At 63.0% G+C, this 25,538-nt stretch carries 29 protein-coding genes; 12 read left to right on the top strand and 17 right to left on the bottom strand.

Annotation, left to right across the window (positions count from 1 at the left end):
- The first annotated feature begins 35 nt into the window (after nt 1-35).
- Nucleotides 36-485 (top strand): MaoC family dehydratase, encoded by a 450-nt coding sequence (locus tag AC22G6_RS05290; protein WP_108949284.1) that lies wholly within the window; start codon nt 36-38, stop codon nt 483-485.
- A gap of 153 nt (nt 486-638) precedes the next feature.
- On the opposite strand, the gene AC22G6_RS05285 is transcribed toward AC22G6_RS05290, so the two are convergent.
- The 7 genes from AC22G6_RS05285 to nifH all read right to left on the bottom strand — a co-directional run bounded on the left by AC22G6_RS05285 (nt 639) and on the right by nifH (nt 6,547).
- Nucleotides 639-905: a DUF6129 family protein gene (locus AC22G6_RS05285; protein WP_487365901.1), complete on the bottom strand. Its 267-nt coding sequence runs from the start codon at nt 903-905 to the stop codon at nt 639-641.
- Nucleotides 902-1,624 carry a dinitrogenase iron-molybdenum cofactor biosynthesis protein gene (locus tag AC22G6_RS05280; protein ID WP_108971170.1) on the bottom strand — a complete coding sequence of 241 codons (723 nt, stop codon included), beginning with the start codon at nt 1,622-1,624 and terminating at the stop codon, nt 902-904. Before AC22G6_RS05280 ends, AC22G6_RS05285 begins: the two co-directional genes overlap by 4 nt.
- Before the next feature lie 64 nt (nt 1,625-1,688).
- Complete coding sequence (locus AC22G6_RS05275) at nt 1,689-1,892, bottom strand: 4Fe-4S dicluster domain-containing protein (protein ID WP_108949287.1); 204 nt, start codon at nt 1,890-1,892, stop codon at nt 1,689-1,691.
- A gap of 29 nt (nt 1,893-1,921) precedes the next feature.
- Nucleotides 1,922-2,146 (bottom strand): putative nitrogen fixation protein NifT, encoded by a 225-nt coding sequence (gene nifT / locus AC22G6_RS05270; protein ID WP_108971171.1) that lies wholly within the window; start codon nt 2,144-2,146, stop codon nt 1,922-1,924.
- Nucleotides 2,147-2,279: 133 nt separating this feature from the next.
- Nucleotides 2,280-3,848 carry a nitrogenase molybdenum-iron protein subunit beta gene (gene nifK, locus AC22G6_RS05265; RefSeq protein WP_487365900.1) on the bottom strand — a complete coding sequence of 523 codons (1,569 nt, stop codon included), beginning with the start codon at nt 3,846-3,848 and terminating at the stop codon, nt 2,280-2,282.
- Between the two features lie 191 nt (nt 3,849-4,039).
- Nucleotides 4,040-5,515 (bottom strand): nitrogenase molybdenum-iron protein alpha chain, encoded by a 1,476-nt coding sequence (gene nifD, locus AC22G6_RS05260; RefSeq protein ID WP_108949290.1) that lies wholly within the window; start codon nt 5,513-5,515, stop codon nt 4,040-4,042.
- 126 nt (nt 5,516-5,641) lie between these two features.
- On the bottom strand, nt 5,642-6,547 hold the full coding sequence (nifH, locus tag AC22G6_RS05255) for a nitrogenase iron protein (RefSeq protein ID WP_108971174.1): 906 nt from the start codon (nt 6,545-6,547) through the stop codon (nt 5,642-5,644).
- Between the two features lie 134 nt (nt 6,548-6,681).
- On the opposite strand from nifH, the gene AC22G6_RS05250 reads away from it, so the two are divergent.
- From AC22G6_RS05250 to AC22G6_RS05240, 3 genes are all read left to right on the top strand, one after another.
- Nucleotides 6,682-7,584 carry an NAD(+)--dinitrogen-reductase ADP-D-ribosyltransferase gene (locus AC22G6_RS05250; protein WP_487365899.1) on the top strand — a complete coding sequence of 301 codons (903 nt, stop codon included), beginning with the start codon at nt 6,682-6,684 and terminating at the stop codon, nt 7,582-7,584.
- A gap of 191 nt (nt 7,585-7,775) precedes the next feature.
- Complete coding sequence (locus AC22G6_RS05245; RefSeq protein ID WP_487365898.1) at nt 7,776-8,621, top strand: SIR2 family protein; 846 nt, start codon at nt 7,776-7,778, stop codon at nt 8,619-8,621.
- Between the two features lie 2 nt (nt 8,622-8,623).
- The gene (locus AC22G6_RS05240) at nt 8,624-9,019 is read left to right on the top strand and encodes a bacteriohemerythrin (protein ID WP_108971176.1); all 396 of its coding nucleotides are present in this window, start codon (nt 8,624-8,626) and stop codon (nt 9,017-9,019) included.
- Nucleotides 9,020-9,061: 42 nt separating this feature from the next.
- Here the strand turns inward: AC22G6_RS05240 and draG are convergent, their stop codons facing one another.
- The 8 genes from draG to nifB form a co-directional block, all read right to left on the bottom strand.
- Complete coding sequence (gene draG, locus AC22G6_RS05235) at nt 9,062-9,988, bottom strand: ADP-ribosyl-[dinitrogen reductase] hydrolase (protein WP_487365897.1); 927 nt, start codon at nt 9,986-9,988, stop codon at nt 9,062-9,064.
- 29 nt (nt 9,989-10,017) lie between these two features.
- Nucleotides 10,018-10,593 carry a nitrogen fixation protein NifQ gene (locus AC22G6_RS05230; protein WP_487365896.1) on the bottom strand — a complete coding sequence of 192 codons (576 nt, stop codon included), beginning with the start codon at nt 10,591-10,593 and terminating at the stop codon, nt 10,018-10,020.
- A gap of 72 nt (nt 10,594-10,665) precedes the next feature.
- Complete coding sequence (locus AC22G6_RS05225) at nt 10,666-11,028, bottom strand: 2Fe-2S iron-sulfur cluster-binding protein (RefSeq protein WP_487365895.1); 363 nt, start codon at nt 11,026-11,028, stop codon at nt 10,666-10,668.
- A 54-nt stretch (nt 11,029-11,082) separates the two neighbouring features.
- Nucleotides 11,083-11,370 carry a 2Fe-2S iron-sulfur cluster-binding protein gene (locus AC22G6_RS05220; protein WP_108949296.1) on the bottom strand — a complete coding sequence of 96 codons (288 nt, stop codon included), beginning with the start codon at nt 11,368-11,370 and terminating at the stop codon, nt 11,083-11,085.
- A 10-nt stretch (nt 11,371-11,380) separates the two neighbouring features.
- Complete coding sequence (locus AC22G6_RS05215; RefSeq protein ID WP_487365894.1) at nt 11,381-12,670, bottom strand: FprA family A-type flavoprotein; 1,290 nt, start codon at nt 12,668-12,670, stop codon at nt 11,381-11,383.
- Nucleotides 12,667-13,140: a thioredoxin domain-containing protein gene (locus AC22G6_RS05210; protein WP_487365893.1), complete on the bottom strand. Its 474-nt coding sequence runs from the start codon at nt 13,138-13,140 to the stop codon at nt 12,667-12,669. The genes AC22G6_RS05215 and AC22G6_RS05210 overlap by 4 nt, the downstream gene beginning before the upstream one ends.
- Entirely contained in the window at nt 13,128-13,418 is a 291-nt protein-coding gene (locus AC22G6_RS05205) for a 4Fe-4S binding protein (RefSeq protein ID WP_108949299.1), read from the bottom strand. The genes AC22G6_RS05210 and AC22G6_RS05205 overlap by 13 nt, the downstream gene beginning before the upstream one ends.
- Nucleotides 13,419-13,431: 13 nt before the next feature.
- On the bottom strand, nt 13,432-14,943 hold the full coding sequence (gene nifB / locus AC22G6_RS05200) for a nitrogenase cofactor biosynthesis protein NifB (RefSeq protein ID WP_487365892.1): 1,512 nt from the start codon (nt 14,941-14,943) through the stop codon (nt 13,432-13,434).
- Between the two features lie 373 nt (nt 14,944-15,316).
- Between nifB and AC22G6_RS05195 the strand changes: the two genes are divergently transcribed.
- Complete coding sequence (locus AC22G6_RS05195; RefSeq protein WP_487365891.1) at nt 15,317-16,393, top strand: cytochrome-c peroxidase; 1,077 nt, start codon at nt 15,317-15,319, stop codon at nt 16,391-16,393.
- Between the two features lie 215 nt (nt 16,394-16,608).
- On the opposite strand, the gene nifA is transcribed toward AC22G6_RS05195, so the two are convergent.
- Nucleotides 16,609-18,153, bottom strand: a complete 1,545-nt coding sequence (gene nifA / locus AC22G6_RS05190) for a nif-specific transcriptional activator NifA (RefSeq protein WP_487365890.1) — start codon at nt 18,151-18,153, stop codon at nt 16,609-16,611.
- Nucleotides 18,150-19,709, bottom strand: a complete 1,560-nt coding sequence (nifL, locus tag AC22G6_RS05185) for a nitrogen fixation negative regulator NifL (protein ID WP_487365889.1) — start codon at nt 19,707-19,709, stop codon at nt 18,150-18,152. Before nifL ends, nifA begins: the two co-directional genes overlap by 4 nt.
- A gap of 326 nt (nt 19,710-20,035) precedes the next feature.
- On the opposite strand from nifL, the gene rsxA reads away from it, so the two are divergent.
- Genes rsxA through AC22G6_RS05150 form a run of 7 tightly spaced genes read left to right on the top strand, consistent with a single transcriptional unit; the run spans nt 20,036 to nt 25,480 of the window.
- Entirely contained in the window at nt 20,036-20,617 is a 582-nt protein-coding gene (gene rsxA, locus AC22G6_RS05180) for an electron transport complex subunit RsxA (RefSeq protein ID WP_108949304.1), read from the top strand.
- Between the two features lie 23 nt (nt 20,618-20,640).
- Nucleotides 20,641-21,168 carry an RnfABCDGE type electron transport complex subunit B gene (locus AC22G6_RS05175; protein ID WP_108949305.1) on the top strand — a complete coding sequence of 176 codons (528 nt, stop codon included), beginning with the start codon at nt 20,641-20,643 and terminating at the stop codon, nt 21,166-21,168.
- A 10-nt stretch (nt 21,169-21,178) separates the two neighbouring features.
- Nucleotides 21,179-22,723, top strand: a complete 1,545-nt coding sequence (gene rsxC, locus AC22G6_RS05170; protein ID WP_108949306.1) for an electron transport complex subunit RsxC — start codon at nt 21,179-21,181, stop codon at nt 22,721-22,723.
- Nucleotides 22,720-23,775: an RnfABCDGE type electron transport complex subunit D gene (locus tag AC22G6_RS05165; RefSeq protein ID WP_487365888.1), complete on the top strand. Its 1,056-nt coding sequence runs from the start codon at nt 22,720-22,722 to the stop codon at nt 23,773-23,775. The genes rsxC and AC22G6_RS05165 overlap by 4 nt, the downstream gene beginning before the upstream one ends.
- A 26-nt stretch (nt 23,776-23,801) precedes the next feature.
- Nucleotides 23,802-24,464 carry an electron transport complex subunit RsxG gene (gene rsxG / locus AC22G6_RS05160; protein ID WP_108949308.1) on the top strand — a complete coding sequence of 221 codons (663 nt, stop codon included), beginning with the start codon at nt 23,802-23,804 and terminating at the stop codon, nt 24,462-24,464.
- Nucleotides 24,461-25,192 carry an electron transport complex subunit E gene (locus AC22G6_RS05155; protein WP_487365887.1) on the top strand — a complete coding sequence of 244 codons (732 nt, stop codon included), beginning with the start codon at nt 24,461-24,463 and terminating at the stop codon, nt 25,190-25,192. The genes rsxG and AC22G6_RS05155 overlap by 4 nt, the downstream gene beginning before the upstream one ends.
- Nucleotides 25,193-25,204: 12 nt before the next feature.
- On the top strand, nt 25,205-25,480 hold the full coding sequence (locus tag AC22G6_RS05150) for an RnfH family protein (RefSeq protein ID WP_108949310.1): 276 nt from the start codon (nt 25,205-25,207) through the stop codon (nt 25,478-25,480).
- The last annotated feature ends 58 nt before the right edge of the window (nt 25,481-25,538 follow it).

The raw sequence follows: 25,538 nt of genomic DNA, 5'->3' as shown, positions 1-25,538 counted from the left end.
TCAGACCCCTTTCCGCTCACTTCCAGGAGAAATCAATGGCTAACGAAGTTCGTGACTTTTCGGAGATGTATGGTTACAGCTATGAGGACCTCAAGGAGGGCATGACCGCCGCCGTCTCCCGAACCGTAACCGACGCAGACATCCTCATGTTTGCAGGCGTATCAGGCGATACAAATCCGGTGCACCTTGACGCAGAGTTTGCGGCCAGCACCATGTTCGGTGGCCGGATTGCACACGGGATGCTGTCTGCAGCCTTCATTTCGACGGTTTTCGGCACGCGTCTGCCAGGACCGGGCTGCATCTATCTGTCCCAGACCCTGAAGTTCAAGGCGCCCGTCAAGGTCGGCGATACCGTGGTCGCACGCGTGACGCTCACGGCGCTGAAGCCTGAGAAGCGACGCGCCGTTTTCAACACGGTGTGCACAGTAGGGAGCACCGAGGTGCTGGCAGGCGAGGCCGAGATCTTTCTGCCGCCGCGCGGCTGATCAGCGACGCGTAAACGGAGATCACAACCGGAACGCATGTCCGGTTGTGATTCAGGTGCTTGTTGCTTTGCGCGGCACACACTGCCGCTTCGCGCGAACTGTTAATTCTCGCTTTGGCGGAACCCCTCGTGAATCGGCGAGCTTGCTTGCGCGTCAGTCTTCGACGCTGGCGACGACAATCCCGATGGCCGAATCTGCATCCTGCGAGAGCGCAAGACAATGCTCGCCGCCGCCGACGAGATAGAGATTGAATCCATCCGCCTCAAATGCGGGAGACAAACGGGCCGGAATATCGTCTTCGGAACAGGCGACGAAACGCAGACCTGGCCATTCCTTGCGCAATACGCTCACACAGGCATCACCGAGCCCCTCTTGGGCGACGAGCGCGGCAGCTTTGGCCAGAATGGCTTCGGTAATCATGCGTCAAGCTCCGCGCCTGGCATATAGCGCTGCAAACTGGAAGGCGCTCTGCCAAGCAGCTTGGCAAGCCATGGTGGCGGACTCTGCAGCGTCCCCTGCAACTGCGCAAGGACCTCACGCGCAGCACCACCGACCGGATACTTCACCGGATGAATCCCCGCACGGACGACTTTCGCTGCCGCCGGGCCGCCGATCGACTGCATGTACGCAAGATGACAGTCCCCGATCAGTTCGGCGCGCGCGACGTTGCGGTCTTCGGCATCATCGGTCACCCGCGTTGAGCGAACCTCGGACAGGAAGATCCCGGTCTCGGACACCAGATAGATCAGGAAACGGCTGCAGGAGCCGAAGTGCCCGTCGAGCATCTCCCCTGAATTCGAAGCCACCGCGACCCGTAACAGGCCCTCGCCAGCAGGCGCATCGGCATCAGGTACGGGCGCGCCATCGTCGATCCCCTCTCCCCACAGGTAGCGCACGGCAGACTTGAGCGCACTCGCGTCAACGCCAGGGTCGACGATCTCGTCCCCCTGCAGCATGGCCTTGATATCGGCCACGGTCATACGGGCAAGCTTGGCTTCGGTCACTGGGGTACCGAGCCGGTCACCAAGGGAACGCACGAACGCGGACACCTTGACGTCGGGTAAAGCACGCGCGGCAAGCGCGATGCGCAGCGCGGCCTCACGGGTCACAGGGCTGGCTGTGGAACTGGCGGCATTCATGACTGACCTCCCGGGCAGGAAAAACAGACGGGGCGTGCCATGAAGACACGCCCCGGATTCAGGATCAGGCCGCGAGCGGCACGATACAGGTGTCGGTGCCCGGGCAGACCGCGACGCACTGCGGCTCGTCGAACTCGCCCTCACACTCGGTACAGGTATCCGGATTGATCTTGAAGATGCCGCCCTTGTCGGTAATCGACTTGGTCGGGCAAACCGGCTTGCAGTCACCACACGAGGTGCATTCAGCCTGAACGATCTTGAGTGCCATGATGAACTCCTTTCTGTGCGGAAACGCCCTTATTCGGGCGCGTCCACTCGCTTTGCACGCACGGAAACCGGCAGTCGGGCCGGTGCTTCCTGTGGCTGGATGTAATAGGTGCCACCGCTGGCAAGCTTGAGCTCTCCACCCCACTTTTCCGGGGTGTCGAATTCGATCGAGGAGATGTTGTCCTCGAGGTCGCGCTTGGGCAGATAGAACACCAGACCACCTGCGTCGTTCTTGCGAATCATGATATTGGCCACAACGGACCTCCTTGTAGGCTCGGGCCCAAGACCCGACACCAGATCGGCCTGAGCCCTCTCCGGCAACAACCACATCCGGCCGGGCAGGACGGGAGAGCTCCCCCGTCCTGCGCCGCGCCGGACGACCTCGCGATCAGCGGATCAGGTCGTAGTTGTAGTCGGTGGTCCCCATGCCGCGGGTCTCGTCGTCAAGCCGCTCCAGCACTGCATTGACCAGGGTGGTGAGGATGTACATCGCGCCCTCGTAACCCAGGGTGGTCATCCTGTGCAGGTGGTGACGATCGAAGATCGGGAAGCCGAGACGGATCAGCGGCACCTCGAACTCCTTGCCCTTATGCACCGTATCGCGCTGGATGTACTTGCCGTACGAGTTGCCGATCAGGAAATCGGGCTTGTCGGTAAAGCACAGGCTGCGCAGATGCCACAGGTCGGCACCGGCGTGGACCTTGCAGTTGGCACCCACCGGCGACTCGGCCAGCATCTTGTCGACCGCCTTGGCCCAACGCTTGTTGGCGTTGTTGCACACGATGTGGGTCGGCTCGGCACCGAGCTCGAGCAGGAACTTGACCATGCCCATGACGAAGTCCGGATCGCCGTAGAGCGCGAACCTCTTGCCGTGCAGCCAGGTGTGGCTGTCCTGCATCATGTCCATCAGGCGGCCACGCTCGAGCGCCAGCGACTCCGGGATCTCCTTGCCGGTGATCTCGGACACCTTCATCAGGAACTCGTCGGTCCATTCCATGCCCATCGGAATGTTGAGCTTGGGAATGTCGTGGTTCCAGGTGTTCTCGACGAACTTCTTCGTCTTTTCGAGCTGCCAGGGCTGCAGCAGGATGGTGTTGTGCGCATTCGGCGCGTCCTTCACCTCATCCATCGTGGTGCCACCCGAGTACATGCGGAACTCGCCGTCAGACGGCGTATCGAGCACTTCCGTGGGGTCGGACAGCAGGGTCGCATCGACCCCCATCTCGCCCATCATGCGCTTGATCACGCGATAGTTGCCGAGGTAGGTCTCGAAGCCGGGAACGAAGTTGAGCTTGCCGTTGCTGCCGGCAACCTTGCCTTCCATGCTGTTGAGCGTGAAGTAACGTGCAATGCCCTCGAACATGTTGTCCCAGCCGGTGGTGTGGCTGCCGACGAAGGACGGGGTGTGCGCGAACGGCACCGGGAAGTCCTGCTCGATGTGACCGGCCTTCTTGGTGTTGTTGATGAAGGCGTTGAGGTCGTCACCGATCACCTCGGCCATGCAGGTGGTCGACACGGCAATCATGTCGGGCTTGTACAGCGCCTTGGCGTTCTCCAGGCCGTCGAACATGTTCTTCTGCCCGCCGAACACGGCGGCATCTTCCGTCATCGAGTCGGACACGCAGGAGATCGGCTCCTTGAAGTGACGGTTGAAGTAGGTGCGGAAGTAGGCCACGCAACCTTGCGATCCATGAACGTAGGGCAGGGTCTTGTGGAAACCGAGCGAGCACAGCACGGCGCCGAGCGGCTGGCAGGCCTTGGCCGGGTTGATGGTCAGCGCTTCGCGCTTGAAGTTGAGGTCCTGGTATTCCTGGGTGGTGGTCCACTGGAACACTTCCTCAACCTTGTCCGCCGGATGGCGTTCTTCGAACAGATCCTGTTTGTTCTTCAGCGACGCCTTGTAGTCGTCGTCACGGAACAGGGGGTAGCAGGGCTTGATATCGTCAACGGTCTGCATTTCTGGCTCCTTGCCTGCGCCGCCAATCTGCGGACGCCAGGCACAAGGTTTTGGGTTGCGCGGGCCCGAGCCCGCGCATCAACACTGTGCGCACCGGGAGAAGCATCGGGACCCGATTCATCCTTTCTCCGCAGGGCGGAGAAAGGAATCGCAGGCGGATCTCGACGTCGTACCCGGCTGACTCGCGTGCTTTACGCAGCGGCCTTCACTTCTTCGGCGGGCTTGACGGCCTTCCACGGCGGGGTTTGCTTGCCCCAGCACGGGTTGTTCAGCGTCATGTCCATGTCACGGGCAAAGATGGCAAAGCCGTCAAAGCCGTGATACGGGCCGGAGTAGTCCCAGCTGTGCATCTGGCGGAAGGGAATGCCCATCTTCTGATAGATGTACTTTTCCTTGATGCCGGAGCCAACCAGGTCGGGCTTGATGCGCTTGACGAACTCCTCCAGCTCGAAGCCGGTGACGTCGTCGTACAGCAGCGTGGCGTTGCCCATTTCCTGAATCGTGCGATCGTAGTCGTCGTTGTGGCCGAACTCGTAGCCGGTGCCGACCACTTCCATGCCCAGATCTTCGTATGCGCCGATGACGTGACGCGGACGCAGGCCGCCGATGTAGAGCATGACGCGCTTTCCCTGCAGACGCGGCTTGTACTTGGCGATGACGGCTTCCATCATCGGCTTGTACTTAGCAATCACGCGCTCGGCGCCTTCCTTGATCGAGTCGTCGAAGAAGGCTGCGATGCGACGCAGCGACTCTTCGATCTTGGTCGGGCCAAAGAAGTTGTACTCCATCCATGGAATCCCGTACTTCTCTTCCATGTGACGGCTGATGTAGTTCATCGAGCGATAGCAGTGCAGCAGGTTCAGCTTCGCCTTCGGGGTGTTTTCCATTTCGGCGATGGTGCCGTCACCTGACCACTGTGCGATCACGCGCAGGCCCATCTCCTCGAGGAAGATGCGCGATGCCCAGGCGTCGCCGCCGATGTTGTAATCGCCGATGATGGTGACGTCGTACGGGGTCGATTCGAAGTGCTGACCGTCGCGGTTCGACAGCACCCAGTCACGCACCGCGTCGTTGGCGATGTGGTGACCGAGCGATTGCGACACGCCGCGGAAGCCTTCGCAGCGCACCGGCACCACGACCTTGTTGATTTCCTTCGCGGCCTTCTTGGAGACGGCTTCGATGTCGTCACCGATGAGGCCGATCGGGCACTCCGACTGCACGGTGATGCCCTTGTGCAGCGGGAACAGGCTTTCGATCTCGTTCATGATCTTGGCGAGCTTCTTGTCGCCGCCGAAAACGATGTCCTTCTCCTGGAAGTCGGAGGTGAAGTTCATCTCGGCAAAGGTATTCACGCCCGTGGTGCCGACGTAATAGTTACGACGACCGGCACGTGAGTACTGACCGCAACCGACGGGGCCGTGGGAGATGTGGATCATGTCCTTGACCGGACCCCACACCACACCACGCGAACCGGCGTAGGCACAGCCACGGATGGTCATCACGCCGGGCAGCGACTTGCGGTTGGAGGTAATGCACTTCTTGGACTGCTCGACCGACTGGTCGTTGATCGCGAGGTGTTTTGCGCGATCCTTCTTGGCCTTCTCGGGATAGACCTCGAGCACTTCCTGGATCAGGCTCTCGGTTTCTTCACGGGTGAGCGTAGACATCTTGCTTCTCCTGTTCACGACGACACCAATCTGTGCACGGCGTGGGTAGGTTTGCTCGACACCCGACGACACAAGCGGTGTTGTGCCGGCGGGCGGTTAGGCAGACATCTGCCTGCCGGACAACGGTCAGGCAGCAGCAGCGGCAGCGGCGTCAGCAGCCAGTTCAGCGGCGGTCTTGCCGATGATGGCGGTGTTTTCCACTTCCATGATGCCGAACTCCATCAGCAGTTCTTCAAGCTCGTCCATCGTGATCGGGGTCGGAATCACGAACTTGGTGTTATCGACGATCTTGCGGGCCAGCGCACGGTACTCATCTGCCTGCTTGTGCGTCGGGTCGTACTCGATCACGGTCATGCGGCGGATCTCGGCGTGCTGCACGGCGTTGTCGCGGGGTACGAAGTGGATCATCTGGGTGCCGAGTTTCTCAGCCAGCGCCATGATCAGTTCGTCTTCACGGTCGGTGTTGCGGCTGTTGCAGATCAGACCGGCCAGACGCACGCCACCCGAGTTGGCATACTTCACGATGCCCTTGGCGATGTTGTTGGCGGCGTACATGGCCATCATTTCGCCGGAACAGACGATGTAGATTTCCTGCGCCTTGTTCTCGCGAATCGGCATGGCGAAGCCACCGCAGACCACGTCACCCAGCACGTCGTAGAAAACGAAGTCGAGATCTTCGTCGTATGCGCCTTCCTCTTCGAGGAAGTTGATGGCGGTAATCACGCCACGGCCGGCACAACCGACGCCGGGCTCAGGACCACCGGACTCGACGCACTTGACGTCGCCGAAACCAACGGACAAAACGTCCTCGAGTTCGAGGTCTTCCACGCTGCCGGCTTCAGCGGCGAGTTCCATCACCGAGTTCTGTGCCTTCGAGTGCAGGATCAGGCGGGTCGAGTCGGCCTTGGGATCGCAGCCGACGATCATCACCTTCTTGCCGGCTTCGGCAAGTGCGGCGACGAGGTTTTGTGTGGTGGTGGATTTGCCGATGCCACCCTTACCGTAGATGGCGGCTTGACGAAGTTTTGCCATGGTGCGTTACTCCTTGTCGGAACTGAACTCGTGAATCGATCGTGTTGCGTTGAACCACGAGCACTCTTTTGCAATCAGCGTGCCAGCTTGATTGAAAACGCCTAATGCTCTGTTTTATTAAGGATTTTTCAAGATTGTCGCGTAGCAACCCGCCCCCGCCGTCTGACAAAGACCCTACAATTTGTAGGGGCGACAACATTCACGTCGCAATTCCTGCAAGCCTTGCACGCCTGAGCGTTGCGCCAGCGGCAAGGCGCTCGCTGAACCGCTGCAACCTGCCGGCGGAGGCCCTTGGCAGCTTCGCTTTCCAGCTCGCCCCATGTGCGCTCTGCCTCGACGGCGTCCTGCCCTTGCACCAGCCCCTGTTCGACCGCCTCGACATGCTCGATTCCGCACCGGAACGCGCCTGCGTGTTCCGAACCTACATGAACGCGCATTTCATGCTCGACGACGCACCCGCCCTTGGACTGTCGGAAAATGTGCGCCTCGATCGCAGCAGGATGGACTACCTGCGTCTGCTCAGAGGCTGGCTGTTCGATTCGGAAAGCCGGGAGGGGGCGATCCTCAAGGCCTGGGTGGAGTCTCGCTTCGGCCTCCTCACCCGCTACCATCGCGGAGCGCTGGGCGCCGAGGACAGCGCTGCGCGCAGCGGCTTCGATCAGGAGGTCGCCGCCGGTCTGTATTCCACCGCTGGACTGGAAGCACAGGTGGACCTGCTCTATGGATGGACGCAGTACGAACTTGCACGGCGCTTTCACGGGCGTACCCACCTGCAGCTCTACCGCGGCTGTTCCGGCCCGAAGGCACTGCGGGAGTTGCATGCGCTCGATGACGGCAGGCGCGTGGTCGAACTGAACAACCTCAGCTCCTTCTCCGCCAGCGCCGAGCGCGCTGACGAGTTCGGCGATCGCGTCTTTTCATGCGCCACCCCCATGCCAAAGATCCTCGCCTTCAGCGGACTCATGCCGGGACTGCTGCAGGGCGAGAATGAATACCTGGTCATCGGCGGTGTCGCCGCGATCACGATCGAATACTGAAGTCCGCAGCCTTGTCGGAAGTCGGACATTGGCATGTCGGGCGCACGACAGCATCGGGTGCGCCCGCGCCTCCATCGCCGCCCGGAACCGCAGCCGTGAGGGGGCGGCTCCTCTGGACTCCGGTGGCATCGATCTTGCTGATCGAAGCAGGAAATCGCGAAGTACGCGCCCTGCAACCACAAGGAAGCCCCATGACGACCGTCTTCGACCAGATCCGCACCGGCCTCGCTGCCGATGGAGTGGTTCCATTCATCGGCGCAGACGCCCTTGCCGATGTCACCCACGGCAAGACCGGTGCCAAGATTCCGGCCACCAGCGACGAACTGATTCTCGCGCTCAACAACGGCCAGCCCATGGCGCCGCGGCTGATGTACGAGTTTCCACGTGCAGCAATGAACATCGAGCTCAAGCGAGGACGCAATGCAGTCAATCGCGCACTCGAGACCATTTATGCAGATACCGGGTGGTCTCGCGCTGGCCTGCACGATTGGCTCAACGGGCTGAATCTGCCCTATATCATCGACCTCAATCGTGACACCGGCCTCCAGCAGGCGTGGGCAAGCCGCCCGCATACGCTGATCGTTGGCATCGCCCGCATCGCCGGCGGGCTGCGCTACAAGCTCTTCAGCCACGATGGCACCGCCTACACCGCAGCACAGGACGAAAGCGGCATCGACCCTGCCGCCCCCATCCTGTTCAAACCCTGTGGCACGCCGTGGCCAGAGCCGAACTGGATTGCATCGGACGCCGACTTCGTCGATTACATCACCGAGCTCATGGGCGGCTTTGCCATCCCGCCGTATCTGAAGGAAAGGCGCAAGGGGCTGCGCTACCTGGTGCTCGGAGCACGTCTGAATCGCGACACCATCCGCATGCTGCTGGCCGACTTCATCTACAGCGCCGGCGAGCCCGCGGGCTGGGCGCTGATTCCCGGTGCGAACGACAAGGAAAAGCGTTTCTGTGCCCGGCTGGGTCTTGAAGTGGTCGATGCCGACTGGCGCGAACTGGCCGGCATGCCCCTGATCGAGGCCGCGTGACAATGCGCGAATGGGACGAGGCCAGACACGCGCTCGGCAATGCCGGGATGGATGCAACACATCGCGCCTTTGTCGGTCTCGTTACCCGGCTGGCAAGCGCAGACGATGCCAGCTTTCCGGCACTGTTCAACGAACTGCTTGATCACAGCCGCGAGCATTTCGCTGCCGAGGATGCGCTGATGCGTTCCAGCCGTTTTGCGGCTACCGGAGAACACATTGGCGAGCACCAACGGGTGCTTGCCGAACTGCGCGCGTTCAACCGCAGCGTGAAGGGAGGAAGGCTCATGGTCGCCAGAGCCTACGTTCGGGAGAGCCTGCCCGAATGGTTCGACCTGCATCTGTCGACAATGGACGCAGCGCTCGCCGCCCATCTGCGCAAGCAACACGCTGCCGCCTGAAACCGCATGCGCCAGAAGTCCGGCTACGTGCCGGACCTCAAATCACCGGATGTGATACGCCGGCGACAGTTCGATCAGGGCAGACGCATCGCGCACGCAGGCCTCGCGCACGCTCGGGCTGAGTGCGCGCAGCCATTCCCGTGGCAAGGCCCGCTCACCACACAACGCCCCCATCACCATGCCGGCAATCGCACCCGTCGTATCGGCGTCGCCGCCGCGATTCACGATATCGACCAGCACGGGCTTGAAGCCGTCCTGGGTGGCCACCGCCTGGCATACCGCCCGCATCGTATCGACGATGTAGCCGCTGGGGTTGTCACAACGCCGGCCGCGGTAGTCGAAGTCGGCATGTGCCGACGCCAGCCGGTCTGCACATGCAACGACCTCATCGGTACCCGAGCCTGCGAGCGCCGCTTGAACCATCTCGATCACGCTCAGCGTTGCCGCATCAGTCAGAGGGTTGTTGTGGGTGACGCGCGCCTGCACCAGGGCCGCCCGGGACACGAGTTCGGGCGCCGCACCATGACTGGCCAGCGCAACCGGCAGGCAACGCATGGTCGCCCCATTGCCGGCGTCGGATGAAAGGGGCGCCTCCGTGCTGCCGCTCAGGCGCCAGCGCACGATGCCTCGGCGCACCGTGTTGCCGATATCGACCGGCTTGCTGCGCATCCATCCATCGAACGCCCGGGCGCAGGCGTCAGCATCGGGCATGCCTTGCGTCTCGATCCACGCCCCGGCCAGGGCAAGCGTCATCGTGGTGTCGTCGGTAACATCGCCAGCCGCAAGACGCAGCCAGCCGCCTCCGCAGATCCTGTCATGCACCCCGTACTGCGCGCCAATTTCGCGTGGGGTCATGAACTCCACGGTCGCACCGAGCGCATCACCGATCGCAAGGCCCAGCATCGCGCCGCACGCCCGGTCGCGCAGCAGATCGCGTGCCTCGTCGTGAACAGGATCCGGCGCATGCATCGTCCCGCGGCGCGCGGAAGCCTGCGAAGTCACACCTCGGGCCCGAAGCAGTTGGCATAGTCGGCACACGCCTCGCACGATGGTGATGCGCAGACATAGATGCCTTCACGCTGGCACAGCTCGCGGTAGAGGAATTTCTTCCACTTCATGTCGCGATTATTGGCCTCGGCGAGCGCGGGGAAATTGAGCGCGATGAGTTGCGACAGCTCCCGGCGTGACGGCAGGCCGAGATCCTGCCAGAGATGGTCACTCCCCATGCACGCGGTTGCCATGACCACGGCCATGTCGCCGGCACCCGCCACGACATCGGCAGCATGGTCCGCAACGAAACGAAGAAGATCATCAAACTCGGGGTGAAGCACGGGCGTCGGCCCCAGCGCCTTGTTCGGACGCCAGACCAGGCCAGGAAAATGCCGCTCGACGAGCGCAGCGAAGCGCGCCTCGCCAAGTCCGAAATCTGCAGGCAGCACGCCCTCGCCGACCGTCCACCCGGCAATCAGATGGGCAATGAACTCGTCGTTCGGGTGGCCAGCTGCGTGATCCATCAAGTGCGCGTGCAGCGCGTTACGGACGGGTGAAGTACGAGAGCTCAGGGGTGCCAGCATGATGAAAGACTCCTTCTGGTTCGATCCAGTGCGCACCGGACAGGCAGCCCCGTGCCGATGCGCGCGATCCGGTCAGTACTCGACCAGCAGATCCTCGTCGCGCAGGATCATCTGGCATGCAAGGCGCCACGGCGTGACCGAGACATCCTCGACACGCATGCGCTCGATGTCCTCGCCGTTGATCTTCTTGTGCTCGCGCAACACGACGAGCTCCTTGTCGGTAAGACGACTTGCCATCGGGTCGGTACGCTGTCCGTGATTGGCGAGCGGCGTGATCTTGACCATGCAGGTCGCGCACTCGCCGTCTTCACAGGAAAAATCGATCGGAATGTGATTTTCCTTGGCGATCTTCAGAATGGTCTGGGTGTGCGATCCGGCCACGGCATAGACGGTCTTGTCCTTGTGGATCGGGCTTGAAAAGGTGATGTTAGGCATGGTGAAACTCCACTGCGGTTGATTGAACGGCCTCTCTGCCGGTTGTTGTCGGATTCAGCCCGGTCTCACCACGACGTGCCCGCCGAGCACCTGCGCCTGGCATGCGAGCCGGTTAGCGACACCTGCGTAGTTTTCCTTGAGCACCTTGTCCTCGAGCACCGAAGGCGTGGCCAGATGCTCGGAGCCAGTGACGATTTTCATCATGCAGGTGCCACACTCGCCCTCGCGGCAGCCATAGGTGAGACCGGCACCGATCTTTTCTGACACTTCGATCAGACGGGTTCCAGCGGGAACGGTGACGGTGACGCCGATGTCTTCAAACGTGACCTGGGCCTTGGGCATGGTCGGGCTCCTATGCGGTAAGCGCGTTGGGCGCGGTAAAGTCGATATGACGAGGGGCGACACGGCCAACGAGGTGCTCGGCCAGTTCGCGACCAAGCGCCGCGCAGCTCTCGAGTTCGTCGTCGGTGGGAATGAGCTTGACCTTCACGCCAGGTCGCGGGACACGAAGCTTGAGGCCGCGCAGACGGTCCTCGACCAGCCCAACGGCTTCGCCGCTCCAGCCATAGGAGCCAAACGCGCCGCCGAACTTGCCCTTGACCTTGACCAGTGTCAGCGACGAGAGCAGATCCCACACCGGCTTGACCGCATCGCCGTTGATCGTGGGCGAGCCGAACACCAGACCGTCGGCCTCCTCGATGAGATCCACGAACGGGCCGGGGTCGCCGCCGGCAAGGTCGTACATCGAAACGCGGACGCCCTCCACGCCCTCGGCACCATTGCGCACTGCCTGAGCCATGCGCTCGGTGTTGCCGTAGGCGCTGATGTAGAACACCAGCAGCGTCTTCTCGCGCCCGCCCGCCTCGTTGGCCAGCAGAGGGGCGGCAAGCTGACGGTAGCGTCGAACGTAGCTCGTCGGCGCGTCACGCAGGATCGGGCCATGTGCCGGCGCCACGAGACGAAGCGGGAGCGGCTCGATCAGGTCGAGCGCGGTCAGCACATGCTCGCGGAACGGCCGCATGATGTGCTGGTAGTAATAGTCGAACGAAAAGCGGAAATCGCCGACGCTGTCGTTGAACAGGCGCGAATCGCAGAAGTGACAACCGAACACGTCACCCGAGAACAGCAGCCCTTCCTCCTCGACCCAGGTGCATTGGGTATCCGGCCAGTGCAGATAAGGCGTATGCAGGAAGCGCAGGGTGCGACCGCCAAGGTCGATGCGGGTGTCCTCGTCGACCGGAATGATGCGGGCCTCGTCCAGACTTTCCTTGACCAGGCCCTTGAGCATCTTCAGGGCCGGATAGGAGAGGTAGAGCGAGGCCTGAGGCGCGGCCTTGAGCAGCGCGGGCAGCGCGCCCGTGTGGTCGGGTTCGAGATGGTTGAGCACGATAGCGCGGATCTCGTCCGGGCGACAGCAGGACCACAGCCGCGCGAAGAAGTCCTCGGCAAACTCGGCCTTGACCGTATCGATCACGGCCACACCTTCGCTTCCCCGCACGGCATAGGCGTTGTAGCTGGTGCCATTGGCCGTGCGCAGGATGATGTCGAACTGGCGCAGGTCCGGGTCGAGCGCGCCCACCCAGAACACATCCGGGGCAATGGCAACCGGCTCGCCAGGACGAACTGCACCGGCGCGACTCATGGAAAGCTCGCTCCGGACGGCGGCGCACAGTAGACCGCAGGGTTACGCGGGGGCTTGCACTCAGCCACCTCGGCGGCGCTGGTTGCATGACTGCAGCCCTGCGGCACGGCCCCGTCGGGCAGCCGCACCCCGCGCTGCACAAGCCACACGGCATCGAATCCGCAGCAGCGCTCGCCAGCCAGTTCGATCAGTGGCCGGCGAATCAGCAGGGGCTCGGCAACGAGGCGCGAAAGTGCGGCCTCGGCGCTGAACTCGGCGGGAACGACCGTCCCCGCCTTGACCGCGGGCGCGGCTGGATTGAACCACTCGCGCACCGGTCCGGTGCCGAAGAACGCCGACAATGTGCTCGTCGTCCATGGCTCCGTCAGGAGATCACGGACGACGACCTCACAGCCGGCCTCCCGCAGCAGCCCGATCTGACGCGTGTTGGTCGCGCAACCGGGCTTCCACCAGAAGCTTACTGTCGGCATTCCGCTTCCCTCATCTGCTCGAGCAGGTGAAGCGGAATGCCGGTCAGCGAACCCAGCGGATTCAGCGCATCGCCATACTCATCGACGATCGCCCCCTCGATCGGGCAGATCTCCGCACATTGCGGCAGATCGTGATCGCCAAGGCACTCGGTGCACTTGTCGGGGTTGATGAAGAACAGCGGCTCGCCCGGCTGCATGACCGCCGAGATGGCCTTGTTCGGACACAAGGGCTCGCAGGCATAACAGCCCACACAGGAATCGACGATTTCAAGTGACATGTCTGTTCTCCTGTCAGGCAGCCTGGGCCGAAGCGCCGGCCACGGGCAGATCGAGCTTGCCAGCCGCTGCCATTTCGTCATACACGGCGCGGATGGCCTCCTCGATCGGCTCCATCGCATGCTCGCCATTGGGCTGAATGCCGGCCTTTTCTAGATCGGCCCAGGGCTCGAAACCGATCTTGCTTGCGAGCAGGACCTCGACCCCTTCGAGTGACTTGATGATGCCGCCGAGCACGGTTTCGCCGTCCCCACAGGACTCGTCGCCCATGCAGTACGCAGTGCACTTGCGGTGACCGAGGAAGCGGTGCTCCTTCGGACCCACTTCGTACACCAGGAACTCATGTGCATGCCCGAAGTGCTCGTTGATCACCCCGCCGCCCTTGGTCGCAATCGCGATGCGGATGTTGCGGGTCGCAGGCGCAGCCTCGTCCTCCACCGGTGCATCCGGATTGAATCTGGGCGCGGCCTTGAGCGCACGCTTCATTTCGAGCTCGTTGGTGATCGCTTCATGCACCTTGGCGCGCTCGACCATGGCGGTGGCGTAATCGACTTCCATCTCGTCGATCTTGTCGAGGGTGAACTCGTCACCGCGGTCCTCTCCCAGCAGGCCAACCGCATCGGCACGACACTGGCGGCAATGACGCATCATCGACATGTCGCCGGAGCAGTCGTCCTGCAGCGCCTGGAGTTCGAGCGGCGTCGGCTCGGGCTGCCCCATGATGCCGTAGTAGGTGCCGTGCTCGGCCTCGGCGATCAGCGGCATCACGTTGTGCAGGAAAGCGCCCTTGGCCTTGACGATCTTCGACACCTCCTTGAGGTGCTGGTCATTGACGCCCGGGATCATCACCGAATTGACCTTCACCAGAATGCCGCGGCTGGTGAGCATCTCCAGCCCTTTCTGCTGCTGCTCGATCAGGATCCTCGCGCCTTCCACACCCCGAATGCGCTTGTTCTCCCAGAAGATCCACGGATAGATCTTGGCGCCGATCTCGGGATCAACACAGTTGATCGTGATCGTGACGTGGTCGATGTTGTGCTTCGCCAGCTCGTCCACACAGTCCGGCAGCGACAGGCCATTGGTCGACACACAGAGCTTGATGTCCGGCGCCTGCTCCGAGAGCTGACGGAAGGTCTCGAAGGTGCGCTCAGGGTTGGCGAGTGGGTCTCCGGGTCCGGCAATGCCGAGCACCGTCATCTGCGGAATCGCGGCTGCCACGGCGAGCGTCTTCTTGACCGCCTGATCCGGCGTCATCAGTTCGGACACGACGCCCGGACGGGATTCGTTGGAACAGTCGTACTTGCGGTTGCAATAGTTGCACTGGATGTTGCAGGCGGGCGCGACCGCGACGTGCATGCGGGCAAAGTAGTGATGAGCCTCCTCCGAATAACAGGGGTGGTCCTGCACTTTGCTGCGGATATGGTCGGGCAGATGCGACAGCGCATCCGGCTCGGTACCACAACCGCTCTCACTGCAACCGCCTCCGGCACTCGGGGGCGCGGCGTTGCTGATGACCGGGAGTTCCATCGTCAATCCCCTAGTAGATGTCTGACGGGGATTCTTCTGCAAACCGCGTGCCAGGGAGAGGACGGCGCTAGAGCGCTGAATTTACTGAAACTTCGTCACGCCGCAGGCACAGATTGTAGGAATTACAACAGGGCACGCTGTGGGACTCGCGACACCTTCGGCACAAGACCGCCTGCTTGCACGCATGCCACCGGCAGCCTCGAGTGCGCAACTGGAGCCGAAGGCGACGCTGCCGGGACTGCTCATTCTTTCCGCATCGGAAGCGTTCACCTCGCGTTCACTTGGCATATGCAATTTTCACAGTCCGGGAAGCCCCCGTATCCCAAAGCATCCTCCACCTCTCACGACGCATTGCTGAACCGGAGATCAAAGCATGAAACCACTGTCCCGATACCTGGCACTGTCCGGCCTGTGCGCCCTTGCCCTGACGGCGCACGCTCAACAATGGGAGCCCCTCCCCGAACAGCCCCCGATCCCTGCTGACAATCCGCAAAGTCAGGCCAAGATCGACCTGGGCAAGACCCTGTTCTTCGATCCACGCCTCAGCGAACACGGCACGCTGTCCTGCAATTCCTGCCACAACGTCATGGCCGGCGGTGACGACAATCGCCCCAACTCGATCGGCATGCACGATGCCCGTGGCGGACGCAGCGCACCGACGGTATGGAACGCGGCCTACCAGTCGGTGCAGTTCTGGGACGGCCGGGCAGGCACGCTGGAAGAACAGGCCAAAGGCCCGATCACCAACCCGATCGAGATGGGCATGAGCGATGCGGTCGTAGCCGTTGGCCGGCTGGAGCAGATTCCGGCCTATCTGCCGCTGTTCAAGGCCGCCTTCCCGGCAGCATCAAAGCCGATCACGATGGACAACGTGGCCAAGGCCATCGCCGCCTATGAACGCACACTGGTGACGCCCGACTCACCCTACGACCGCTACGTGAAGGGCGACAAGACGGCCCTCACCGCGCAGCAGGCCCGCGGCATGAAGACATTCGGCGACCTCGGCTGCACGGCCTGTCACGCCGGCGCGAACTTCAGCGGACCGCCCATGCCGATGGCGCAGGGCTTCTTCATGAAGTTTCCGACCTTTGCAGGCAGTGCGTTCGACAAGCAGTACGACCTGCTCTCGGACACGGGCCGACACGCATCGACGGGCAAGGACAGCGACAAGCACATGTGGCGGGTGCCGACCTTGCGCAACATCGCGCTGACAGCCCCCTACATGCATAACGGCAAGGTTCCGACACTGGAAGAGGCCGTACGGGTGATGGCTAAGACGCAGCTCAACCGGGACATCGACGCCACCCAGCTTGCGGATGTCGTGGCCTTCCTCGGCAGTCTGAGCGGGAAATTCCCGGAGCAGACCATGCCCCGGCTGCCGCTGACCAGCGGCAACTCCATCGTCCCCCCGATCGACCCCCACCTGAAGAGCGCAAGAGCAGCGAACTAGCACTGCGCAGGCCGGAAGACGGGTGCTCCCGTCTCCGGCTCAAGTCGGCATCACGACTCGAAACACGCGCTCATGTGAAGAGTGCCGCGCCTTCTGCAATCGCAGAACAAGCCGAAGGGCATGGGTGCATGCCGACAGGCCCCGCTGAACATTGCGTGAAGACAACATTCAGCGAAGCGTCGCGATCTCGAATCGATCGAGGCGAATAAGCGCACTCAGATCTGACGCACCTTGATGTTGAGCGTCTGGATGCGATAGGCAATCTGTCGCGGCGTCATATTCAGCAGTCGGGCGGCCTTGGCCTGTACCCAGCCGGCCTGCTCAAGTGCAGCGATGACCCGCTCGCGCTCATCCAGATCCGGATCATCGAGATCCACCGAACCGCCTCCACGCATTGGCGAGACACGCTCTTCGACACCCGAGATCAGCACCAGATCGCGATCGATGACGCCATCCTCGCTCATGACTGCCGCACGCTCGATACAGTTTTCGAGCTCGCGCACATTGCCCGGCCACGCATGGTGAAGAAGGATGCGCAGGGCGCTGTCGGTGATCGAAAGCGGACGTCCCTGCATTTTTGCCACCTTGCCGACCAGGAACGACGCGATCTCGGGAATGTCCTCGACGCGCTCCCGCAGCGGCGGCAGCATGATGGGCATGACGTTCAGGCGATAGAACAGATCCTCGCGGAACTTGCCCGCTTCGACTTCCAGTTCCAGATCGCGATTGGTTGCTGCAATCACCCGCACATCCACCCGCAATGTGCGCACGCCGCCAACGCGCTCCAGCTCGCCTTCCTGCAGCACGCGTAACAGCTTGGCCTGGAAGGACGCGGAGATTTCGCCGATTTCGTCCAGGAAAAGCGTGCCGGCATCGGCCGTCTCGAAACGCCCCTTGCGCTGCGTGAGCGCACCGGTGAATGCCCCCTTCTCATGGCCGAAGAGCTCGGACTCCAGCAGGTTCTCCGGCAGGGCCGCACAGTTGAGCTTGACGAAGGGCCCCGCTGCGCGCGGGGAGTTGTAATGGATGGCCTGGGCGATCAGCTCCTTGCCGGTGCCGGTCTCGCCGCGCACCAGCACGGTCGTGTTCCACTTCGCCACCTGCCGTACCTGATCGAACACCTTACGCATCACGGCGGTGTGCCCGATGATGCTGTCGAAGCCGAAATGGCTCCGCACGGTGCGCCGCAAACTGTCGCGCTCCTCCGAAATATCCCGGCGTTCCTGGCGCACCTGACGGGAGAGTCTCACCGTCTGACCAATCAGGTTTGCCACCATCTCCGCAAAATGGGCATCGTCGTCGAGGCGTTCCCGAACCGCCAGCGGAGGCTGCAGCGCAAGCACACCGACGGTTTCATGTGCGGCCCGGATCGGCACGCCGATAAAGGGTGCGTCGGCGTCGAACACCCCGCGCTGACGCAGGTAATCGGGGCTTTCGGCAAGGCGCTGGAGAACGAGCGGCCTCGAGCGCTGCTGTACGCTGCCGATCACACCCTCGCCCGCACGCCAGCGGATATCCGGATCGATCGTGCTATCCACGCCATGCAGGGCCGAAATCGCCATCGCCTCCCCATCCGGCTCGCTCAGGGTAACCAGGGCCCGATTGAAGCCGCACTCCTCATCCAGTACACGCAGGAGTTCCGCAAGGGTTTCGCGCAGTTCCAGCGAACGCGACAACACCCGGCTGACCCGATACAAGGCCTCAAGCGACGATTCGAGCCAGGCTGCGCGTGCCTCGTCCAGCGGATCGCTCGCAGTCATCTTCCGCCCTCCTCATCGGCCACGGGAACCTGGCCCAAGGCAGGAATGCTTACCAGAAGCCGGCAGCCGCCTGCATACGCGGGATCGATCTCGAGCACACCGCGATGCCGGCTGACGATCTCCTGAGCCAGCGACAATCCAACCCCGCGCCCTGCTGCGCGTCCCTTCTTGGTCGAGAAGAAGGGCTCGAACACTTTCAGGCGCAATTCGTCGGGAATGCCCGGGCCGGTATCGGTCAGCGCCGCGCGCACATACTTGCCACGCACCTCGGTGCTCAGGCTCAGGTTGCGTTCGGTCCAGCCGCGCACATTCATGGCTTCCACCGCATTCGTCACCAACTGCCGGAACAGGGCCCTCAGTGCGGTGGGGTTGCCCTGGACCGAAGGCAGGACATGCGCCGGCAGCCAGTCGACCGTTACCCCTGCTGACAGGAAGGTCTCTGTCTCGAGCATCAGCACGTCACGCAGAACCTCATTGAGGTTAACCAGTCCGGTGGGCGCCTCGGGCTCGGGCGGCATGGCCGCCTGCAAGGTGGAGATGGCCTCCTCTCCCGCACGCTGCGCATCCGCAAGCGCCTTGGCGAGCGCATCACCTCCTGCAGCACCGCCAGCACGGCGACGCTGCAGACTCGCCGCCGCCGAGATCAGATTCACCGGCCCCTGCAACTGAAAGATCGCCCCCGACAATGCCTCGCGCAGGCTCTGGTTGAATTCGCCCTCGGACAGCATCGCGCGCATCGCTGCAATACGCAGCGCCTCCTGCTGACGCTTGGAGGCACTGATGTCGTGCATCACCAGCAGCATGTAGTCGGAGCAACCATCGCCGTAGAACGCATCGGGGCTGGTATGACGCTCCTCGAACCACGACACCGAACACGAATACCAGCGCGGCTCGCCCGAATCCGAATCGAAGCGCAGTTCGTGGTTGAGCAAGGCACGGCGGTGAGCCAGTGCATGCTTGAAACTCTCACCGAGACTTTGACGCAGTGCATCCATCACCGAATGTGCGGGCTCGGTCACCCGCATGTCGGAGACCACACGGCGGTAAGCAGGGTTGTCGAGGACGACCTTGCCCTCGACGTCGAGCAGCGCAACCGCGACTGGAGCCACCGAGATCACCGACTCGATGAGCTGCTTGTGATTGCTCAGCTGCTGTGCCAGACGGTGCTCTTCGGTGGCGTCCCAGTGCATGCCGAGGTAACGGGTTTCCTCTCCCTTGATCGCGGCGGAGCGCAACGGCGTGACCGTCAGCTCGGCCACATAGGGCGTTCCGTCACGCCGGCGGTTGAGCAGGCGCCCGGTCCATGACTGGCCGCTTTTCAGGGCCAGCCACATCGTCTGGTAGACCGAGCGCGGTGTCGATTTGTAGGACAACAACGACTGGCGCTGCCCGACCACCTCGGAGGCGGCATACCCGGTGATCGCCGAAAAGGCCGGGTTCACATACAGGATGTGCGCATTGACATCGGTGATCGAGATCGCAATCGCAGATTGCTCTACCGCATCGTGGAACACGGCATCGGAGAACACGGCATGCATCGAATCAGGGGCCGACATTGAAGCCTCTCAAGGGACAGTTTGATCGTCTCTAGCAATCATTGTGCCAAACCTCACAATTCGATGCACTTGTCCGGTGCATGACAGCGGGAAACCTGTCCTGCCACGAAATCGGCGCTTTTCGGGCTGCGCCAGGCGTCAGCGGAACCCGCCACAGACCTTGTCGTGTTTACGACAATCTCTGCGCAACTGACGTACTCGAAACATGCCGGCGCACCTCCTGAAACATCACACCTCCATGAAATCAGTTACTTGCAGACAATCCCACTGTGGCATGTCTCATGCAACACACAGCATGAAAACCGCAATGACGGAGATCGTCGGCAATGAGTGAATGGTTGATGCTGCTGCTGGGCACGGCGCTGGTAAACAACGTCGTGCTGGTGAAATTCCTAGGCCTGTGTCCCTTTATGGGGGTCTCGCGCAAGATCGACAGCGCGCTTGGCATGGGAATGGCCACGACCTTCGTGCTCACGCTCGCGAGTGCCGTGACCTGGGTGCTCGAGCATGCCCTGCTCGCCCCCTTCGATCTGGCTTATCTGCGCATCCTGGGCTTCATCCTGGTCATCGCCGCAACCGTCCAGTTCGTCGAAATGGCGGTCAAGAAGAACGCGCCCGCCCTGTACAAGGTGCTCGGCATCTATCTTCCGCTCATCACGACCAACTGCGCGGTGCTCGGCGTGGCGCTGCTCAATGTCCAGGAGGGCGCGGGCTTCGTTCGCAGCGTCGTCTATGGGCTGGGCTCAGCAGCCGGCTTCACCATGGTTCTCGTACTGTTCGCCGGACTGCGCGAGCGCCTGGCGCTCGCACGCGTGCCGGCAGCCTTCGCCGGCGCGCCAATTGGTTTTGTAACTGCCGGACTGCTGTCGCTCGCGTTCATGGGCTTTTCCGGCCTCACCAACCACTGACCGACACTCTCAAAGGAGCCGACATGTTGATCGCCGTAGTTAGCCTCTCCGTGATGGGCGCTGTTTTCGGCCTCGGGCTGGGGCTTGCCGCACGCTTCTTCCATGTCGAACGGGACGGCGTCGAAGCCGAAATCGAAGCCATGATGCCCGGCACCAACTGCGGTCAGTGCGGCTTTCCCGGTTGCGCAGGCGCCGCCGAGGCGCTCATTGCAGGGAACGCACCTGCCACCTGTTGCCCGCCCGGTGGCCTGCAGCTGGCCGAAGCGCTGGCCGCGCGACTCGGTCTCGCACTCGACGCCGGCGCCGTCCAGATTCAGGTGCCGCGCATCGCCGAGGTGCGCGAGGAAATCTGCATCGGATGCACGAAATGCTTCAAGTCCTGCCCCACCGATGCGGTGCTGGGCGCCGTCAAGCAGATCCACTCGGTGATTCGCGAGGCCTGCACCGGCTGCGCGAAATGCGAAGAAGTCTGCCCCACCGGGGCCATCGACCTTGCTCCGGTGCCCGTCACACAGCAAACCTGGGTCTGGCCGAAACCGGTCAGCGCCTGAGAGTGATGCCATGAATACCCCCGCCTTATCGACCCCCTCCTTCCTGCGCCGCATGCTGCAGCGCTGGGGCGCCCACCCCGAAGGCCGCAAACATCCGGCCGCGGATACCGAGATCACGGTGCTGCCTCTGCCTCCGCGGCTGATCCTGCCGCTTGCCCAGCATATCGGCGCGCCGGCACGCCCACTGGTGCAGGCAGGGCAGTATGTGCTGCGCGGCGAACTCATTGCCGAAGCGCAGGGAGCAATCTCCGCGCCGATACATGCGCCGACATCCGGCACCGTGATCGGCATCGCCGAGGTACCGGTGCCGCACGCCTCCGGCCTTGCCGGTCCGGCCATCCTGCTTGATACCGACGGTCTTGATGAAGCCCTGCCACCGGATCACACCGACCCGTTCAGCCTCGAACCCGCGGAGATTGCGCGCAGGGTTGCGGCTGCCGGCGTGGTCGGCATGGGCGGCGCAACCTTCCCGGCGGCCGTCAAGCTCGCCCTCGGCCAGAAGAACCCGATTCCCACGCTGATCCTGAACGGTGGCGAGTGCGAACCCTACCTGTCGTGCGACGATCGTCTGATGCGCGAACGCGCCCCTGAGGTCATTGACGGCGCACGCATCATCCTGCGGGCCATTGGCGGCGAACGCGCATTGATCGGAGTGGAGAATAACAAGCCTCAGGCGATCGCTGCCCTGCGTGCGGCGGCCGAGGGCGTCGCCGATGTGGAGGTCGTCGAGGTTCCGAGCCGCTATCCGATGGGCTCGGAAAAGCAGCTCATTTCCTGGCTGACCGGGCGTGAAGTGCCTGCGGAAGGCCGTTCGGCAGATATCGGTGTCATGGTGCAGAACGTCGGCACCGCCGCCGCCATTCACCGTGCGATCCGCTTCGGAGAGCCGCTCACCCGGCGCATCGTCACCGTCTCCGGCGGCGCCATCCGCACACCGCGCAACCTTGAGGTGCGCATCGGCACGCCGCTCTCCACCCTGGTGGCATTCTGCGGCGGAACGACGGAACCGGTCGCGCGCTGGGTCATGGGTGGGCCGATGATGGGATTGTCCATCCACTCGCTCGACATTCCGGTGATCAAGGGAAGCGGCGGACTGCTTGGACTGGTCGAACACGAACTCGCAGCCCTCCCGGAACCCGGCCCCTGCATTCGCTGTGCTTCCTGCGTGGGCGCCTGTCCGATCGGGCTGATGCCGCTGGAGATGGCTGCACTGATCAGGAGCGGCGATCTCAAGGCGTCGGTCGAGATCGGACTCAAGGATTGCATCAGCTGCGGTACCTGCTCCTTTGTCTGCCCTTCCCAGATTCCGCTCGTCCAGTACTTCAACCATGCCAAGGGCGAACTCGCAGCCCAGGGCCGGAACCGCATGAAACAGGATGCCATCAAGGAGCTTGTCGAAGCGCGTGAAAGCCGCATGGAACGCGAAGCGCGCGAAAAGGCCGAGGCTGCGGAGCGACGCAAGGCCGAGCGCGCCCGCGCCAAGGCGGCTGCCGCCGAAGCCGCAGCGGCAAAGGCAAGCGCAGCCGCGAAAACAACCGAGGAGACCACGGCATGAACCCGATTTCCTCGCCTCACGCGCACGGAGCCCGCTCCGTTGGCCGTGTCATGCTGCTGGTGATGCTGGCACTGACCCCGGCAACGATGGCCGGCTTCTGGCACTTCGGCTGGCCGGCGATCACGCTATGGTGTGTCACCATTCTTTCCGCCCTGATCTCCGAGGCCTTCTGTGCGCGTCTGGCGGAGCGCCCCGCAGGCCCCTTGCTCGCCGACGGATCGGCAATGCTCACCGGCTGGCTGCTCGCCCTGTCCCTCCCCCCCTGGGCACCGTGGTGGATCGCTGCGGCGGGCGCGAGCTTCGCCGTCATCGTGGCCAAGCACGCCTTCGGCGGCCTGGGACAAAACCTCTTCAACCCGGCAATGGCCGCGCGGGTGATGTTGCTGATCTCGTTTCCGGTCGAAATGACGCAATGGGTTGCCCCCCACGCAGCGGGCTTGAGCGCAGCGCTTGACCCGATGACCGCACTGAGCGTGACCTTCGGCGGCAACGTGCCAGACGCCATGACGAGCGCATCACTGCTGGGCCACGTCAAGTCCGAGGCATCGCGCGGCATCGCCCTGTCGCAATCGCTGACCGGACACTGGGATCCGTTCAGCTTCGGCCTCGGCCAACGCGCCGGCAGTCTGGGGGAAACCAGCGCCCTGCTGCTCGCCGCTGGCGGCGTGTTCCTGATGCTGAAACGGGTGATCGGCGTGCAGATTCCGGCCGCCTTCATTCTGGGTGTGGTGCTGCCCGCAGCCTTTGCGCACCTCCTCGCTCCGGATCAGTATCTGCCGCCCCTGGCTCATCTGCTGACCGGTGGCGTCATGCTCGGCGCCTTCTTCATTGCGACCGACTATGTAAGCTCGCCAAGTACCCCGCTCGGACAGTGGATCTTCGGTCTGGGCTGCGGCTTGCTGACCTGGGTCATCCGCACATGGGGGGCTTATCCGGAAGGCGTGGCCTTCGCCGTACTGCTCATGAATTCGGCAGTGCCCCTGATCGATCGCGTCACGCGTCCCCGCATCTTTGGCCGCCGCCGCAACGGTCACTCGATGACTGCCCCGTGAATCAACTTGAAGCGCCGAATCCAGCCATGCGCAAATCGCCATTGTCCTCTCCGCCCATCGAGGCCCTGTGGTACCAGGGCGCCTCGCTTGGCCTCGTCGCCCTGACTGCAAGCGCTGCACTCGCGTTCGCGCATCAGGCCACCGGACCTGCCATCGCCGAAGCCGCGGCGCGCGACACCGCCGCCTCGCTGGCTCAGGTTTTACCGCAGGGGTTTGCCGACAACGACCTGCTCAAGGACACCATCAGCCTGCCGATGGCTGGCACCCCGCCGCTGACCGTCTATCAGGCGCGCCGGGCAGCCGAGGTCCGCGGCGTGGTCTTCGCCGTGACCGCCAAGGGCTATGCCGGGCCGATCCGCATCATGATGGGCGTCGATCGCAGCGGTCGCCTGCTCGGCGTGCGCGTCACCCGCCACACAGAGACGCCCGGACTCGGCGACAAGATCGAGTTCGCCAAGAATCCGTGGATCGACAGCTTCGCCGGCAAGTCGCTTGAGTCCCCGCCACCAGCGCGCTGGGCGGTGAAGAAGGATGGTGGTGACTTCGACCAGTTCGCCGGCGCCACGATCACCCCGCGCGCAGTCGTCAACGCGGTCCGTGGCGGGCTCGAACTGTTTGCGCACAACCGCAGCGCCATGCTGGGCGAGGACGATCACCTGCTGACCCTGAAGAAGGAACCGACATCATGAGTCTGCACTGCAAGGACACAGGCTCCGAACCTGAAGCGGCCCCGAGGCTGCCATTCGGCAACATCATCCGCGACGGTGTGTGGCGGCAGAACGTCGTGTTCACACAGATGCTCGCGCTCTGCCCCCTGATGGCCGTCACCAGCACGGCCACGAACGGCCTCGGCATGGGGCTCGCCTCCACCGCCGTACTGGTGCTGTCGAACGCCATCGTTGCAGCGATCCGCAACTTCGTTAGTCCCAGCGTACGTATCCCGACCTTCATCGTGCTGATCGCGACCCTGGTGACCCTCGTGGATATGAGCCTGAACGCATGGCTGCACGATCTGCACAAGGTGTTGGGGCTCTTCATTGCCCTGATCGTGGTCAATTGCGCGATCCTTGGCCGTGCCGAGGCCTTCGCCTCCCGCCAGCCGGTGCTCTCCTCCATCGTCGACGGCATCGCCATGGGGCTGGGCTTCACGCTGGCACTGATCGTACTTGGCGCGACACGCGAAGTGCTCGGCAGCGGCACGCTGTTTGCCAGCGCCAGCCTGCTGCTGGGCGAGTCCTTCCGCTTCCTCGAGATCACGGTCATCCCGGACTACAAGGGCTTTCTGATGATGATCCTGCCGCCCGGCGGCTTCCTCGCACTCGGCTTCCTCATGGCATTGCAGCGTCATGTCGAGACACGACGTGCACACCAAACCCCCGCACCCGAAGCCTTGCCGGCGGAAGGCGCCTCTCTCTGAGCGAGCATCCGGATGAGAATCGGCATAGCGTATTCCGATGGCGCCCAGCACTGCTGGCTGCGCATCGATGTGGCGGACGAGGCCACGGTAAAGGATGCGATCGAGCATTCGGGCGTGCTGGCCATGTATCCGCAGATCGACCTCACGCAACAGAAGGTCGGCATCTTCGGCAAGCTGGTCAAGCTCGACGCCCCTTTGCAGCCAGGCGACCGGGTCGAGATCTACCGTCCGATCACCTGCGATCCGACCCAGGTCCCGCGGCGGGGCGGCATGGAGGATGAGGACTGAGCATCGACACGCTGGCAGCAGCATCACACCTGGGACATACTGTCGTCATTGAATGACC

Source organism: Parazoarcus sp. PS-13 R2A (assembly GCF_057621855.1).
The sequence above is the reverse complement of the archived record's forward strand: the minus strand, read 5'-3'. Positions and strand labels throughout refer to the sequence as shown.

Bases quoted from the DNA above. Each gene is read 5' to 3' on its own strand.
- nifK (WP_487365900.1), bottom strand. From the start codon at position 3,848: ATGCAGACCGTTGACGATATCAAGCCCTGCTACCCCCTGTTCCGTGAC.
- AC22G6_RS05150 (WP_108949310.1), top strand. From the start codon at position 25,205: ATGAGAATCGGCATAGCGTATTCCGATGGCGCCCAGCACTGCTGGCTG.
- AC22G6_RS05195 (WP_487365891.1), top strand. From the start codon at position 15,317: ATGAAACCACTGTCCCGATACCTGGCACTGTCCGGCCTGTGCGCCCTT.
- AC22G6_RS05205 (WP_108949299.1), bottom strand. From the start codon at position 13,418: ATGTCACTTGAAATCGTCGATTCCTGTGTGGGCTGTTATGCCTGCGAG.
- AC22G6_RS05245 (WP_487365898.1), top strand. From the start codon at position 7,776: ATGACGACCGTCTTCGACCAGATCCGCACCGGCCTCGCTGCCGATGGA.
- draG (WP_487365897.1), bottom strand. From the start codon at position 9,988: ATGCATGCGCCGGATCCTGTTCACGACGAGGCACGCGATCTGCTGCGC.
- nifL (WP_487365889.1), bottom strand. From the start codon at position 19,709: ATGTCGGCCCCTGATTCGATGCATGCCGTGTTCTCCGATGCCGTGTTC.
- rsxG (WP_108949308.1), top strand. From the start codon at position 23,802: ATGCGCAAATCGCCATTGTCCTCTCCGCCCATCGAGGCCCTGTGGTAC.
- AC22G6_RS05210 (WP_487365893.1), bottom strand. From the start codon at position 13,140: ATGCCGACAGTAAGCTTCTGGTGGAAGCCCGGTTGCGCGACCAACACG.
- nifD (WP_108949290.1), bottom strand. From the start codon at position 5,515: ATGTCTACGCTCACCCGTGAAGAAACCGAGAGCCTGATCCAGGAAGTG.
- nifH (WP_108971174.1), bottom strand. From the start codon at position 6,547: ATGGCAAAACTTCGTCAAGCCGCCATCTACGGTAAGGGTGGCATCGGC.
- AC22G6_RS05240 (WP_108971176.1), top strand. From the start codon at position 8,624: ATGCGCGAATGGGACGAGGCCAGACACGCGCTCGGCAATGCCGGGATG.
- AC22G6_RS05290 (WP_108949284.1), top strand. From the start codon at position 36: ATGGCTAACGAAGTTCGTGACTTTTCGGAGATGTATGGTTACAGCTAT.
- rsxC (WP_108949306.1), top strand. From the start codon at position 21,179: ATGAATACCCCCGCCTTATCGACCCCCTCCTTCCTGCGCCGCATGCTG.
- nifA (WP_487365890.1), bottom strand. From the start codon at position 18,153: ATGACTGCGAGCGATCCGCTGGACGAGGCACGCGCAGCCTGGCTCGAA.
- AC22G6_RS05230 (WP_487365896.1), bottom strand. From the start codon at position 10,593: ATGCTGGCACCCCTGAGCTCTCGTACTTCACCCGTCCGTAACGCGCTG.
- AC22G6_RS05165 (WP_487365888.1), top strand. From the start codon at position 22,720: ATGAACCCGATTTCCTCGCCTCACGCGCACGGAGCCCGCTCCGTTGGC.
- AC22G6_RS05285 (WP_487365901.1), bottom strand. From the start codon at position 905: ATGATTACCGAAGCCATTCTGGCCAAAGCTGCCGCGCTCGTCGCCCAA.
- AC22G6_RS05275 (WP_108949287.1), bottom strand. From the start codon at position 1,892: ATGGCACTCAAGATCGTTCAGGCTGAATGCACCTCGTGTGGTGACTGC.
- AC22G6_RS05215 (WP_487365894.1), bottom strand. From the start codon at position 12,670: ATGAGTCGCGCCGGTGCAGTTCGTCCTGGCGAGCCGGTTGCCATTGCC.
- rsxA (WP_108949304.1), top strand. From the start codon at position 20,036: ATGAGTGAATGGTTGATGCTGCTGCTGGGCACGGCGCTGGTAAACAAC.
- AC22G6_RS05280 (WP_108971170.1), bottom strand. From the start codon at position 1,624: ATGAATGCCGCCAGTTCCACAGCCAGCCCTGTGACCCGTGAGGCCGCG.
- AC22G6_RS05225 (WP_487365895.1), bottom strand. From the start codon at position 11,028: ATGCCTAACATCACCTTTTCAAGCCCGATCCACAAGGACAAGACCGTC.
- nifB (WP_487365892.1), bottom strand. From the start codon at position 14,943: ATGGAACTCCCGGTCATCAGCAACGCCGCGCCCCCGAGTGCCGGAGGC.
- AC22G6_RS05220 (WP_108949296.1), bottom strand. From the start codon at position 11,370: ATGCCCAAGGCCCAGGTCACGTTTGAAGACATCGGCGTCACCGTCACC.
- AC22G6_RS05175 (WP_108949305.1), top strand. From the start codon at position 20,641: ATGTTGATCGCCGTAGTTAGCCTCTCCGTGATGGGCGCTGTTTTCGGC.
- AC22G6_RS05155 (WP_487365887.1), top strand. From the start codon at position 24,461: ATGAGTCTGCACTGCAAGGACACAGGCTCCGAACCTGAAGCGGCCCCG.